This is a genomic window from Leptospira idonii (assembly GCF_004770995.1).
Lineage (GTDB): Bacteria > Spirochaetota > Leptospiria > Leptospirales > Leptospiraceae > Leptospira_A > Leptospira_A idonii.
This window is the reverse complement of the sequence record NZ_RQHW01000031.1, coordinates 107,777-121,536: the sequence shown is the minus strand read 5'-3', so window position 1 is coordinate 121,536 and position 13,760 is coordinate 107,777. Positions and strand designations below refer to the sequence as shown.

Here is a 13,760-nt window from a genome sequence, read left to right as displayed (position 1 = left end):
CAGATTGGCAATTTATTCTGAGCAAGTAGCTAATTTTTTTACAGCTTTCTCTAATTTTGCAGTTTCTTCCGAATCCAGTGAACTGCGTTTTTTATTTAGTAAATCCGTCATTCTTTGTTTTGCAGGGAGAAAGACGGGTTTGCATTTCGTTTCAAAATAAGAATAACCGAAAAAGCGATCGTTTTGATTTTCGCTGATCAATCTAAAAAATGCGTACATATCCCTAGTTTCTTTCGTGCTTTGGTTGATGGTAACGTACGATTTGTAACAACCTCCCAAGGTAGGGCCGGGGATTTTAGTCATATCGCAATCTTTCACTTTATTCTCTTCCAGATACGACATATATTCTTCGTAAGTAAACTGATGAAGCTGTTTTCCTTTCGGTACTTCTACTACCGTTTTTGCCGGAGGCGTCTCTTCGATTTTCAGAAACTTCGAAACGACTTGCGGTTTTTGAAACGGATTAACTATTGTTAAATCATAATCTCCCGGACTCGCCTTCGCAGTATCTACTTTAACATCGATTCGTCTTTCGTTTTTGAATTGTTTTTCAAGAATGGGGAGTTTGGTTTCCTGTTGTTTGATTTCCACTTCGGTAACATCCAGGAAATTATCTCCTTCGATTTCCAATTCGGAAACTGTGGATTTATTTTCTACGGATGGTTCCGGTTTTTTAAGAGAGATAGCAGGTTTGTCATTTTCCTTTTTTTCCACGGTAGGGATTTCTGAGATTAGAATTTCCATCTCTTTCCACTCGGACCAAACAACAGGTTTTTTGAAAAGATTCAAAGGGGCGGATCTTACGAAGTAATCGCCTACGGCGAGATCCTGTACTGAGAAATAATTTTTTTCTATTTTTTTATCGATTATGATTTTGCCTTGTTTGTCTTTGATTTGGATTTGGTATCCGCTGGCATCTTCGATCGGTTTCCAAGCTACGAATTTATATAACTCGCTCGCAAAGAGAGAGTAAGAGATGAAAATGAATAAGGGAAAGAGTAAAAATTTCGCTTGGGAAGATTTGATCATTTATGTTTTCCTTCTTTGTAAAGACGTTTCGGAGATATGAATTCTATATCGTTCGGCTTCAGTGTTTTGAGTTGGTTCAATGCGATTATAAAATTTCCTTTTCTGGACTGTGACGGATTTCCGTCTCTGTGTTCCAAAAGTTCCCAGGAGAAAGTTCCTTCGTCTAAAATCGTAAGATCCTTAATCGATAAGGAATTCGATTTCGTTTGTGTTCGATAAATTGCTGTTCTGCGGCCGGACTGGATTTGATAAAGGACGAATTCGTATTTGTCGAAACCAGGTCCTCCTTTCCATTGAAAGTCCAAACTGGATTTACCTTTCATTTCCACGACGGAATTCACCGGAGAGATGAGTTCTATAGCGGGAGGTTTCGGTTTTTCCTCTTTTTTGAGCTCTTCTTTCTTCGGTTCTTCTTCCTGAGTTTTTTTCTCTACGATGCTGAACTTGGAAACGGGAGAAAATTCTCCTTCTTTTCCGTCGGTTGCGATTCCTTTGACTCTGGCATACAAACTCCCTGTTCCTAAATCTTTCCAGTTCGGTTGATAGAAGTTAGTTGCCAGTTCTTTCGATACCGCAATCGAACCGAATTTTGAATCTTTGGAAATTTCTACTTTGTATTTTGCCAATTCGGGATTTCCTTCCCAAATCATAATGGCTTGGCCTTTTTCGACCTCATCGGTGGTGATTTCCGTTCCGTTTGCAGGGCGAAGGATGTTCGGAGCAGGATACGAATCGTCTTTTTTGATCGTAAATTGGTTCGGTCCCACTCTTTTATCGGGAGTTCCGGAAAAGGAGGACTGTGCTGTCACTCTCCAATAATAAGTTCCTTCTTTTAGATCATCCAAAGAAACAGTATTCGCTTCCGTATCAAAAGATTTTAGAATATTAGAAAATTGAGAAGATTCGGAGAGTTCGAATTTATAAGAACGAGCCGTGTTGATCTTGCTCCAGCTGAATCCTACCAAAGGAGGGGAAGTTACGTAACGGAAGTCCGCATTGTTTGCAGGCGAATCCAAACGAAGAGGTTCGTCTTTTGCTACGAAAAATTTACCGGTATCACTCGATTCCCATTTTGCGGTTTTAGGATCTTTTGTTTTGACCCGCCAGTAATAGGTCCCTTCTTTCAAAGGTGATTTGAATTTGGTGGCGCTTAGATTCGTATGAATGAGTTGCAGTTTGAATTGAGGAGAGCGGGAGACTTCGATCAAAGATTCCGAAAAACCCGGATCCAGAGCCCACTCGAAATTCACATTTGCATCCTGATTCGAAATCAAAAAAAGTTTTTGAGAACCGGGAGACAATAGTTTTACGGGAATCTTTTTTACGGTTACTTCGCTTCCCTCTAAAAGTTCCGCCTTACGGCCGCTCTCTACATCGATTTCTTGGCCATTATGTTTGAGTTTGGAAGTTCCTTTTTCTACGAAAAGGCTAAGATCTTTTTGTCCTTCTTTTTCGATTTTGACATCGCCGGAAGTGACGTCGATTTCACTTCCTTGGGACTTAATGACTATATTCGCTTCCTTTGAACTTCCTTTTTTCACCTGCAAGGATCCTTGGGAAAATTCCAAACTAGGTTTTTCTCCCGTTAGATCCAAATGGAACATACTGTTTTCATCGATATTGATTTCTGTTCCGTCCTTAAGACGTATGATCGCATCGGAAAAAGCTTCCGAACGAATTGTGTCTTTGTTGGTAAGAGGACTGTTGTTTTCCAGCCTTTCCCAAATCACTTGGTCTTCCAGTTTTCTTTGTACGATATTGTTTTTGAAATGAATCGTTCCTATGACTTCCCTGTCTCCGATATCGATTTTTTTATTTAGATCGTAGTAAAAGAGAGCGGTGAATCCCACCGCAATCAGAGTCAGAAGAATAAGAATGCGAAAATCCCGTTTATCTAATTTCATATTTGTTACTTCGTTTTTTTAGTTTCGGGAGTGGGAATTCCCACTAACTTTCGTAATTCTTGGAGATTCTTAGGGCATTTAGGATCTCCTTTTCTTCCTAATACAGCATAAACCTTTTGCGGTTTGATTTTCCCTTTGACCTTGATTTCACCCATGCTGACAGTATTGAACTTATTTTTCACGTCTTCATAAGTATTTTCGGATATTAGAATGTCCGTACCGGAATCCTTATTTAAGGATTCCACTCTGGAAGCAAGGTTTACCGTATCTCCGATCACAGTGTATTCCATTTTGTCGGAAGATCCGATTTGCCCTGCAATTACGTTTCCCGTATTGATTCCGCATCCGATGCGTATGATCGGTTTTTTGACGCTTCCTCTTCCTTTGTTGAAGATTAACAGTCGTTCTCTCATTCGGATGGAAGCTTCCACTGCGCTTTCTGAATCGTTCCCGGTGGAACGAAGTGCACCCCAAGTCGCCATAATGGCGTCTCCGATGAATTTATCTACGGTGCCTCCCGTTTCTTTCACACAGGAAACCATCTCGCTCATATATTGGTTTAAAAATTCGACTACATCTTCCGGTTCTAATTTTTCGGAGATGGCGGTGAAACTTCTGATATCCGAAAAGAACACTGCGCAATTTTTTCTTTCTCCACCGATGGAGAGGTTTCCTCTTGCTGCCATTTCGGCGATGTCTTTGTTTACGAATCTTCCGAAGGAATCTTTCAGTTTTTCTCTTTCTTCCAAACCTTTGCTCATGGAAACGAAAGAACTAGTAAGAACTCCGATTTCATCTCTTGTTGTTGCAGTCAGTTCCAAATGGTATTGGCCCGCTTCGATTTCCCTGGCGGCACTTACCAGTTGTAAGATGGGAGTGGAAAGGGACTTCGCAAAAATATAAACTACGATAAAGGCGAGTGCGAGTGAAATGATAAGAAGATATACGTTTCTTTTTTGGATATTGTTTACTTCTTCGAAAATTTTGTCTTCCTGAACCTGAGAGATAACTCCTACGCCTCCGATTCCCAGTTTTTTGAAAGAACCTAGATAAAAGATGGAATCTTTGTTTTCATAACGATACTGCCCGTTGTCCACAGTGGATTTTTTCATTTTCTCCACAATGGGAAGATCATTGAGTTTGGAACCGGATAAAACGATTTTCGCATCCGGATGGGCCAAAACACTTCCGTCTTCTCCTACTAGGAAAGTTTCTACAGTTCCTGATGTTTGGAAGGCATCCAAAAGACGATCTAACTTTACTAAGGTGAGAAGAATCGTATTCGTATCTTTCGATTCAGAAAGAGGAAATGCCAAACATAAAATCGGATGGCGGAAGTAGGGGCTTGCATTCCAGATGACCGTAGAACCTGTGTATGCTTTTTTCACCTTCTCTTTGATCGTCGCCATTAGATTGTGAATTTCGGATTTCTGATAATCGTAATTTTGTAAAAACTCTTCGTTATAGGCTTCGAATTGGGGTTTCATTCCCGGGCCGTAGGCCCCTATAAGGATGAAACTCGGGTCACCGGTAAACAGTTCTTTGGCGAAAGAAGAGGATTGTTTCGGGTTTTTAAGAATTCCCGATGCAGTGATATGAACGTCTTGTCTGATGGAGTGAAGATCCGATTTTACTTTTAAAGAAAGGATTTCGTTGATCTTAATGTTGTTTTCTTTAACTCGAACCTCACTGTCTTTTCTGAAAAAGTAGGAAGCAAGAAAGATAACTCCCGCCATCGATAACAGGAGTACGAAGGATATGATAAGAAGCAGTTTGAATCGGATAGGAAATTGGGAGGTGAGAGTATCCGTTTCTTTTTTTAGAAAGAGTCTTTCTAGGGTTTGGATCAATGATTTCATATAGGTTTTGGTCTTATGACCAAATTTAGAAATTCAATGAGCACAAAAAAAGATAAAAAAAAGTTAGAAAATAATTTATTATAAACTGCTTAAAAATTGTACCGGTTTTATGGACAACTTAGATCTACGGAGTAAGTCTGCCGGAAGGGATATTCAGGAATAGAAAATGTCGTTTCTCCTACAACTGTGTCAGGAAAGCCATCTATTTTAGAAACGTCGCCCATACACACCACTTTATAAAGTCCCGGGTTGAGATAACGAATTTTAGCTCCCGCCTTAGCTGGTGTAGCCGCCAAAGGAAGGCTTGTTGTATATTCCGTTTCATCAATCCTGAATATTCCATAATGATGACGTAGTGAATTTTTCCCTCCCGTAATTTCGAGAGAGGAGGCAGTTTCCGGGTAGATGATCCTGGCTCTTGTCATTAAATTTCCACCGGCATCTCCTTCCCCTTTATGGTCGTAGATGATGTCGCTCACTCCTACATAAGTGATCGTAGTGAGGTTCGTGGTTAGATACGAATGCAACATCAGGTTTTCTTTCAGATTCACTCTTACTTCCAAAATGTAAGGATCGATTCCTTCCCTGATTTCCATATCCGCCTGAGTCGGTTTTTGGGAATAAAGAGAAGGGAACATTTTGGGAACGATTTCACTTTTGGAAACGGTCGTAGTGCCTGGAACGTAATTGTTTCTAGGAACGATATTGAGTCCGTAAACAGGTCTGTTGTCGAAACGAGTCGTAGTGATCGGAACTCCTGCATTATTAGCATAACCGGTCACTAAAGAACGGAAATAAATTCCAGTGTAGTAGTATTGGCGTCCCAGAAAGGATTTTCCTGCGCTGATGGTCCATGCGCTGTCGCCTTCCGTCTTTGCGGAAGGATCATTGGAAGGATACTGTGCGCCTATTCCGTTGAAAAAATCATAAGCCTTCAGCACTCCGTTTGTGGAACGACAAGTGTCGTTGTCAAAAGAGTAAGGAATGGTACAGAACACCTGTCTTGTGGGAGCGATGAAATCCCAAAACTTGTTCGAATCCATTGTATCTCTAATCTGTGTTAAATCATTGATACCTTTTGTATACTTACTTGAGATTCGAACCTCTCCTATATCAAGAAAGATAGGAAGATCTTTCGCCTCGGGGACGCTCACAAGATTCATCGTGGGATCTCCCCCGTCGCCTTGGGCATCTACGTAAAGTTGACCGGTTCCGTTATTCAGTTCGCTCCAATCCAGAGGGGAGTCAGTGGAATAGGTTCCTTTCAATAATAATAACATTCGATTATTAAAAAGCGTAGATAGAACAGGAAGAGCGGTTTCGTTTCCTAAATCCATTTTTGTTTTGCAATGAGAAAAGGAAGCGGAAACAAAAAGAAATATAAAGATGGAATTTATGAATCGTGAAAGAGCTGTCTTCATAATAAAACTCCCACTGTTAGACCGAAATAAAAGAAGTCTACGTTCCTAAGTCTGTAGTTGGCAGGGTTCAGAAGTCTAGGATCGTCGTAAGGACTGGAAAGAGGAAACTGATAAGAAGAAGGAGTTCCCAAATTCGTTTCCATAATTTTATTATAGTCCAACCTAACACCGATTCGGATTCTTCTACCTGCGATAAAACTCGCTTCTAATCCTGCATAAGCTAATGGATCCCACCTGGCAGTGTCGGAAGGTCTTGCTACCACATAGGCTTGTCCCCCTCCCGCTTTGACAAAAAATTGGATGGGGAGTTCCACTGGAATTTTATAAGCTAAGGCCGCATAGATGGGAATGGTCGTTAGACCTCTTTCGGAACGGGAAAGAAATACAGCATAAGAGCCTCCTACTTCCGTATAGAAAATATAAGGCCAGGGCATTCTCGCATAAAACCCCCCGCCGAGTGTGGTATCTAGGTATTTTACGGTCTCTGTTCCTGGCAAAGGATTGGCAGCACCTACCCAGCCTCCGATTTCATACCTTCTTTTATTGTAATCTTCCAGAGTTTGGCTGAAAATAGATAGGGGAGAAAGAAAAAGAACAAATCCCAGCCAAAACCAAAATTTATTTGAGGAAGGAAGGCTCGTAAAGGGCGTGAATTTGGGGGAAATTTTTATAATAGGCACGGACAAAATAAAGGCCATGGGGGGGAAGTGTGATTCCTGCTTGGGAGCGGTCCTCCTCCTCCAAAATAGACTCAATGGATCTAGATTCCCAACGTCCCTTTCCAATGTCTAGTAAAGTTCCTACTGTGATCCTTACCATATTGTGCATAAAACCGTCCGCACGGATGCGAATTTTAAAAATTTCGGGAACCTCTTTGTCTTGTTCGAGTTGTACCGAAAGAATTTCCCGAACGGCTCTTTTTCCTTCCATCGATTTCGATTTGGCAAAGGATCGGAAATCTTTCTCTCCGATGAGATGTGGTACCTCCGCCAAAATTCGATCCCAATCCACCGGATATTTCACCCAAAGGGCTCTGTTTTTCAAATGAGGTCTTTCATATTTCCCATTGTAGATTTGATATACATATTCGCGGGCATCACAGCTGAAACGGGAATGGAAGTCTTGTGGTACCTCCGTCGCCCCTCTCACTCCCAAACCTTCTCCTCCCAAAGCATTTAAGGAAACGATCATCTTATGCAGGTTAGAAATGGGTTCTTCCGTTTTGAAATTACAGATCATCCCCAAAGCATGCACTCCCGTATCGGTTCTGCCCGCTACGGAAAGAGGAGTGTGGGGGTTGGAGCGAAGAACTGTTGCTAACGCTTTTTCCAGGTTGCCCTGGACTGTGGTGAATTGTTTTTGTCTCTGCCAGCCGTGGAAAAAACTTCCGTCGTAATCGACACAAAGAGCGTAGTTGGGCAATCCTTACTTTTCTCCGCCTAAAGATTCTATGAGTGCATTGTATTCATCATAGAGCTCTCTCGACATTTCCAAAATAGGGCCAGGCTTTCCTTTCGACGATTTTCCTGAACCATATAACTTCGCTAAGGTTCTTTTGGCGCGGGAAAGCAGAACCACTTGGTCTTCCGGTTTAGGAGCCAATTGATCCTTAAAACGTTTGGTAAGATAAGCGTTGAGGTAGATCACACCGTCAAAACCCCAGTTATTGTCTGTATCCGGCCCGAGCATCCCTGCCGCTTGGTCCACAGGTTCTTGTCCGTTTTGCATCAATTCCAAAGTGGCTCCGTAGATGATGGCCGCTTTTTGGTAGAGAAGGTCTCTGATTTTATCGTAACCCAATTCAGGAAATTCGTCATGAAGGTCGGAAAAATACCAAGCCCCTCGGATGGCACAGACCGCTTTTTTGGGAGTGGGGCAAACAGAGGCCCCTCTTTGTTGGTAACAATCCATCGCCAAAAGATAAGAAGCGGCACCCAAAACGAGCTGCCTGTCTCCAGTGAAATCCAGAGGTCCTAGGATTTTTTCAATATAAGAACGGCGGATGTCCGTCTGCATGCGAATGGATTCATTTTCCGAAGGGGAAATTGTGCTCCAGTCTTTGGGAAAAGAAGAATAGAGGCATCTGGGACAAACATTTAAAACGTAGTCCATCGGGCTGACTCGACCGAATTTTTTATTTTTCTCGTAAAGACGGCGAAGGTCTTGCGCTAATTTACCGGCAATCAGCCTTCCCCCTCCCTGAAACATTTGCTCTTTTTGGTGGTTTTCATCGCAAATCGGGCAAGCGGTGGCCTCTTTCGCACGAAAAGAAACTTTTTTGGATTGGGCGGCGGCTGTGGACATGGGAAAAATCTAGGAAAAGGCTCATTTTTAAAATACAATCTGTCAATCCAATATCAGAAATCTCCGATAATCCTAGCAGGGACCACCCTGAAATTACTTGTAAGATTTTTTCCTCGGAAGGAAAATTACGGAAACGGAAATGAACGGCAGAGCTATGAAACAATCTCTTCTCATCCTCATCTTGACCCTTGCTACGCAAACAGTTGTATTTGCGGAAGCGGTCTCTAACAAAGCTTATAAAAAACGAATCGAACTTCTCACCTATCTTAGGGAGTTGGAACCGATCGTGAAAAACTTCCGTGGAGAAGACCCGGAGGGAAATCCTTCCGTACTGAATGCACCGGAAGGCAAAGAAGGATTTCGTTTCAAAAAGTATAACGAAGCAAAACGAATCTACCAAGAAGGATTGCAATATTACTTCGAAGGCAATTATGTTGCCTCTTACCAAAGGTTCCTCGAATGCCAGTTAGGCGTAGAGAAAATGACGGAAGAACTTTCTCAACTTTACGTGCTTCGTGCGGAAGAGATGATGAAAGTGGCGATGGAAAGAAAAAACGCCAACAACAACTTGGATAAAGCGTTGCTGGATATTTCCATCGAATACGGAAAAGGTTCTTATTTCCGCCAAGATGTAATGGATCAACCTAGGGAAGCTCCTTTCTCCAGAAGAATGTACGATCCGAAAGAAGTACACTACGTATATAACAAGTATGCGATTGAAAAGAATATGGAATTGGGATACAGACACTTGGGTCTTGCGAAAGATGCCAGAGTGACTGCATTGAAAGTGGAAAAGAATTTGGAGAAACACCAAAAGCTGCAACCAAGCCACAGAAAGTATCGTATTGAGAATTATTTCGGTGCGATCAACTTGGCTCGCGATTCCAAAGCAAATGCGATCAACATCTTCAAGTTGAAATATCCTTACGATAATTATTATCTCAATAACTCTCAAGCAAAGTCGGAACCTACTCGTGACGACAACGGACAAGTAACGGACGGACAACCTGTGAAAGTGGATGGAGTGACATACGATTTCTCAAAAAATCCTTATGTTCGTTTCGATCAAAGACTGCAAGCGATGTTCGATGTTCGTGTTCCTGAAGAATACAGAGTGGATCATGCGGATACGAAAGGAAGAGTTTATGATATCGATTCAAACAACTTGGTTTTCTTGAAATACGATCAGGAAAGAAAGAAAGAGTTGAATGTTCCGAACAAACCGGCTCCTACCACTACAGGACAAACAACCGCTCCGTAGTGTAACTAATTAACACCGTTTAGTCCCTGAAAGAAGCCCAAGTTTTCTTGGGCTTTTTTATTTCCCGGAAATGCCGCTTCTGACTAAATGCCCAGTATGGCGAAAATTCCAATATTAGATGATTTTTTAGTGCGAGCTCTTCGAGGGCAAAAGGCAGAATACGGCCATTTGGTAATGAAGGTATACATGCGCGTTTTGCTTTTGGTTTTGGGGAAAGCGAATCCTTATATGATGAAAGGATTATTGAAAGCGGCGCAAGGGGATAAGGAAGCAAGAATCAAATCATTTTTGGAAGGAACCAAGGTTTGGGCGGAAGACGTAAAAAGTCTCACAAACACCAACTTGATTTTGTTCAATGAAATCAATCCTCCCGAAAAAGGACATATGATCTTCCTCAATCACGTCAATGAACTTGATTTTCCTTATGATTGTTATGTGATTAGAAAACCTTATTTAGCCAACCAAGTGATCAAAAAAACGGTGATTGCCTACTGGTGGATGTTGGCTATGGGATCGCAAGTTTTTGACAATTCCAAAGCGATGTCTGTTGCAGTATCGGTGCGTAATCTTTTGGAAGGTTTGAAGTCCAATTCCTACATCGTCTATCCCGAAGGACATAATACATACACAGAAGAGATCCAACCTTTGAAAAAAGGAATGATCAAAATCGCTTTCGATCAAAAAATCCCCGTCTACGTCGCATTGAAATCCGGAATTGCCTCTTACCAACAAACCCAAAAAGGAAATACTGTCGGTTATATGGGCTTGGGAATCGTGAATCCTGCCGATTTCACCAAATACGAAGAGATGCAGACCCACATCCACGACCTGATGTTTACCAAAAAGAAAGAACTTGACAAACTAACAGAGGAAGTGCGGACTAAGGCAAAGCCCTAAAACAGAGTGCAATAAATTTCCTTACATTTTCCACAAAAAGCTAGTCCTTCTCCTATGTACTAAAATGAAAAAATTGAGTATCATAGAGATATGTTTAAAAATAAGAAGCGAGTTTTTGTAGTGGAAGATAACCTGCTCATCCGTACAGCAGTAAAACGATCCTTGGAATCAACGGAAGATTTCGAGCTTGTAGGGGAATGGGACGACGCTTTGGGACTGGGAAAACAAATCAGTCTCAATCGCCCCGATATACTTCTTCTGGATCTCAGGCTTAGGGACTCCAACGGACTGGACCTTCTCCCCGAGCTGAAAAAAAATTACCCCTCTATGAAAGTCGTCGTGTATACCATGAAGGAAGATATGCCTACCTTTCTTGCCGCAGTCAAAGCAGGTGCGGACGGATACATTCTTAAATCGGACAATCCTTTGAGCTTAGGAAGCAGCCTCAATCTGGCGTTAGACGGTAAATTCGTCACTTCCAGACAGTTCTCTCAAATTCAAAAAAGAGCGAGCGGGGACGATAAATTCAATCCTTTGGAAAAAGCGGTACTGCAACAATTGAAATCGGGAACTGCTCTTAGCAAAGTTTTGGAAGAAGCTTCCGTTTCCAAAGAACAACTGGAAGAAGTATTGATGAGCCTCAAAGTGAAATTGGAAGCGAAGTCTTATCCCGATTTGGTTCGCATCATCAAGGAAAAGACTTTCGCCTAAGGTTTGTTCTGTTTATTTTTTCTTAAAAATTAGTCTCCAAATCTGAGAGGAATTTTTCCTGTTCCCTGGATTCGATCGCTCTTTCGCTTCTGGACTCTCTTATTTTTTGAATCGCTTCTTTCGAATTCATCTTTTCCTTCCACATTAGATACGCTGCGGCGAGTGTTCCGGATCTTCCCAGACCACCGACGCAGTGTATCAAAATTTTTCCCTGTTTTTGCAAAGCTTCGTCCATCCATAAGATCGTTTTTTGTAGTTCAGGCAGACTAGGCACCCTTTGGTCTAAAGTAGGAAGATAGTGGGGAAGGAATCCTGCGTTTACGTATTCTGACTTCATGTCAGAAACTCCGTAGTCAGCATACTCTTGTTCGGTGATAAGACTGATAACATGAGTGATTCCTTGTTTTTTCATCTCTTCCATATCGTCTTCCAAAACCCTTCCTCTGTCTTTGCGTCCAGGCAGTATGGTCAAACCGATATTCTGCACCAGGGCAGGGTGTTTGGTTTCGGAAGGTTTTAAAAAATCGATGCGCAGTGTTTTCGATCTCTGAATGTATTCCTTCACTTTTTCTATGAGAAGGGTTCCGCTGTGCAGAGCCCATTTTCTTTGTATATCATTGCTTTCATCGAAGGCCAAAGTATGCATCGCATAACGAAGAAGGCCTACATGCATCTGATAAGGGTCTCTGTCCAGTTTCACCAAACCCGGATAAAAGGATCTCAGTTTTGCGATCACTCGGTAGGCTTTCTGAAGTTTAGGGTTTTTCAGAACGGAAGGAACCTCGAAAGGAAGTTTGATGCCCAGATCTTCCTGTCCGATGAGAATGCCGGAAAGAACCAAAGCCTCTTTCAGTTCTTCTTCCGTTTCTATTTTTGTGAAAATATAAAGTATGTCGTTTTCCAGTTTCAAAAGGTCTCTTAAGATATGGCCTCTGTGGGTATGGAAAAAATCGATCATCCAAACATTGTCTTGGGCATCCAAAATGATATTGGCACCGTTCAAATCCCCATGAACATACGCTAGGTTGTGATTTACGGCATTGTATTCTCTCAAACGAATCAGATCGTTCTCGTAAAAAAGGCAAGGATTGGGGACGGAAACTCCGGGAATGATTTCGATTCTGGAATCGGTCTGTGGGCTGCCTAGCAAAGCTTCCACACGAGAGCGAACTCCTTTCGCATATTTTGGCTGGAAGTCGTAATATTCCAAAAGATTCAGTTTTTCCGAACTGCCTGCTTCGTACAATCTTCCCAATTGTTGACCGAACACTACGTTCAAAACGGCATCGATTTTTTCAGGAGATGAGTTTTCTGCGAACATCTTTTGAAATGTTCGCACATTTCCGTCCAACATTGCCGCATAACGATATTTAATGGCTCCTCTTTCCCCCAACTCGCAAAAATCCACGATGGAAGGGGCGTTGTTTCCTAAAACTTCCTGGATCCTTTCGAAAGAAGTTCTTTCCTTCGCAATCAAATCTCTTCCGCCTATTTTTACTACGCAAGGAACCTGAATGTGCCCGAAAGCATCCACAGACTTCGATTTCAAAACCACATTGCCCGAAAAACCTCCGTCCAAAGTTTTGAATTCCGCTTCCTTGCAGTCCCGGAAAAGATAGAGAAGAATTTTTTGATCCGCATCCGAAATGGGATATTTAGGATCCAGTTTGAAACGATCCGAAGAGATACGGGAATGAGTGATGATTTTTTTCTCTAGATCCGGCTGGGAACCGGTAAGAAATTGAGTGAACGCACCGATGGAAGGATATACTCTAACACCTAATATTTGTTTGAGTTGGTCCAGGGCGATGAAGTGCATGGATAAGGAAGAACTGGCCGTCAAAGCGGAACAAACAGCCACTTCGAATTCGGGGTATCTCGTTTTGAGATCGTAAGCAAGAAAGGTAACCTTCGCTTCCGTCCAAACACCTGTAATCCCCACTTTCATTTTTTTGCCGCGATAGGGTCGAAGAACCTCCTCCAAATTCGTATCCACGAAATCGTTCAGGCCGGAAGCATCCACTAGGGAATGTCTGTCCGGATACTTTTGAATCAAAGACTCGAAAACGAATTCGGCTCCCTTCGTATGTTTCAAACAATGATCACCAAACTGCTGTAAATGATCTTTTTGGCTTTCCGCATCCGGATCGTGCCAATCCCGAATGTGAACGATTTTCAATTGTTTCGGATTCGTTTGATACGCCCATTCCACCAGGGAATGAACGGGACCGTCTTCTATCATTTCTCCCAGAAGTCGATTTGCTTCCGCATAACCAACGTGAAGTGCATTGGGGATCGGATCGTATTTATCCAAAAGGGAGGTAAAATCGTTTTGAAGGCATTGGGTGAATAAAATTGCTTCTTCTTCGGCCAT

Annotated in this window: 11 protein-coding genes; 3 read left to right on the top strand and 8 right to left on the bottom strand. The window is 42.1% G+C overall.

Features of this window, described 5'->3' with window-relative positions; all coding sequences use genetic code 11:
• Positions 1-12: 12 nt before the first annotated feature.
• The 7 genes from EHS15_RS08895 to EHS15_RS08865 all read right to left on the bottom strand — a co-directional run bounded on the left by EHS15_RS08895 (position 13) and on the right by EHS15_RS08865 (position 8,517).
• Positions 13-1,029: a hypothetical protein gene (locus EHS15_RS08895; RefSeq protein WP_135760207.1), complete on the bottom strand. Its 1,017-nt coding sequence runs from the start codon at positions 1,027-1,029 to the stop codon at positions 13-15.
• Positions 1,026-2,933, bottom strand: a complete 1,908-nt coding sequence (locus EHS15_RS08890; RefSeq protein WP_135760206.1) for a FecR family protein — start codon at positions 2,931-2,933, stop codon at positions 1,026-1,028. Before EHS15_RS08890 ends, EHS15_RS08895 begins: the two co-directional genes overlap by 4 nt.
• Before the next feature lie 5 nt (positions 2,934-2,938).
• Positions 2,939-4,792 (bottom strand): adenylate/guanylate cyclase domain-containing protein, encoded by a 1,854-nt coding sequence (locus EHS15_RS08885; protein WP_135760205.1) that lies wholly within the window; start codon positions 4,790-4,792, stop codon positions 2,939-2,941.
• 107 nt (positions 4,793-4,899) lie between these two features.
• Positions 4,900-6,213 carry an LIC11270 family surface protein gene (locus tag EHS15_RS08880; protein WP_425460636.1) on the bottom strand — a complete coding sequence of 438 codons (1,314 nt, stop codon included), beginning with the start codon at positions 6,211-6,213 and terminating at the stop codon, positions 4,900-4,902.
• Positions 6,210-6,911: a hypothetical protein gene (locus EHS15_RS08875; protein WP_342775510.1), complete on the bottom strand. Its 702-nt coding sequence runs from the start codon at positions 6,909-6,911 to the stop codon at positions 6,210-6,212. The genes EHS15_RS08880 and EHS15_RS08875 overlap by 4 nt, the downstream gene beginning before the upstream one ends.
• A complete protein-coding gene (gene truA, locus EHS15_RS08870; protein WP_135760204.1) occupies positions 6,832-7,635 on the bottom strand; it encodes a tRNA pseudouridine(38-40) synthase TruA in 804 nt (267 codons plus the stop codon). The genes EHS15_RS08875 and truA overlap by 80 nt, the downstream gene beginning before the upstream one ends.
• A gap of 3 nt (positions 7,636-7,638) precedes the next feature.
• Positions 7,639-8,517, bottom strand: a complete 879-nt coding sequence (locus EHS15_RS08865) for a DUF2225 domain-containing protein (protein ID WP_135760203.1) — start codon at positions 8,515-8,517, stop codon at positions 7,639-7,641.
• A gap of 154 nt (positions 8,518-8,671) precedes the next feature.
• Here EHS15_RS08865 and EHS15_RS08860 point away from each other — a divergent pair, with 154 nt between their 5' ends.
• From EHS15_RS08860 to EHS15_RS08850, 3 genes are all read left to right on the top strand, one after another.
• Positions 8,672-9,778 carry an LIC11274 family protein gene (locus EHS15_RS08860; RefSeq protein WP_246051998.1) on the top strand — a complete coding sequence of 369 codons (1,107 nt, stop codon included), beginning with the start codon at positions 8,672-8,674 and terminating at the stop codon, positions 9,776-9,778.
• A 96-nt stretch (positions 9,779-9,874) separates the two neighbouring features.
• On the top strand, positions 9,875-10,675 hold the full coding sequence (locus EHS15_RS08855) for a lysophospholipid acyltransferase family protein (RefSeq protein ID WP_135760201.1): 801 nt from the start codon (positions 9,875-9,877) through the stop codon (positions 10,673-10,675).
• 120 nt (positions 10,676-10,795) lie between these two features.
• Positions 10,796-11,386 carry a response regulator gene (locus tag EHS15_RS08850; protein WP_167884190.1) on the top strand — a complete coding sequence of 197 codons (591 nt, stop codon included), beginning with the start codon at positions 10,796-10,798 and terminating at the stop codon, positions 11,384-11,386.
• A 22-nt stretch (positions 11,387-11,408) separates the two neighbouring features.
• Here the strand turns inward: EHS15_RS08850 and EHS15_RS08845 are convergent, their stop codons facing one another.
• On the bottom strand, positions 11,409-13,760 hold the full coding sequence (locus EHS15_RS08845) for an isochorismatase family protein (RefSeq protein ID WP_135760199.1): 2,352 nt from the start codon (positions 13,758-13,760) through the stop codon (positions 11,409-11,411).

Coding starts and splice junctions, on each gene's coding strand:
- EHS15_RS08865 (WP_135760203.1), bottom strand. CDS start 8,517: ATGTCCACAGCCGCCGCCCAATCCAAAAAAGTTTCTTTTCGTGCGAAA.
- EHS15_RS08895 (WP_135760207.1), bottom strand. CDS start 1,029: ATGATCAAATCTTCCCAAGCGAAATTTTTACTCTTTCCCTTATTCATT.
- EHS15_RS08855 (WP_135760201.1), top strand. CDS start 9,875: ATGGCGAAAATTCCAATATTAGATGATTTTTTAGTGCGAGCTCTTCGA.
- EHS15_RS08880 (WP_425460636.1), bottom strand. CDS start 6,213: ATGAAGACAGCTCTTTCACGATTCATAAATTCCATCTTTATATTTCTT.
- EHS15_RS08885 (WP_135760205.1), bottom strand. CDS start 4,792: ATGAAATCATTGATCCAAACCCTAGAAAGACTCTTTCTAAAAAAAGAA.
- EHS15_RS08860 (WP_246051998.1), top strand. CDS start 8,672: ATGAAACAATCTCTTCTCATCCTCATCTTGACCCTTGCTACGCAAACA.
- EHS15_RS08845 (WP_135760199.1), bottom strand. CDS start 13,760: ATGGCCGAAGAAGAAGCAATTTTATTCACCCAATGCCTTCAAAACGAT.
- EHS15_RS08890 (WP_135760206.1), bottom strand. CDS start 2,933: ATGAAATTAGATAAACGGGATTTTCGCATTCTTATTCTTCTGACTCTG.
- EHS15_RS08875 (WP_342775510.1), bottom strand. CDS start 6,911: ATGGCCTTTATTTTGTCCGTGCCTATTATAAAAATTTCCCCCAAATTC.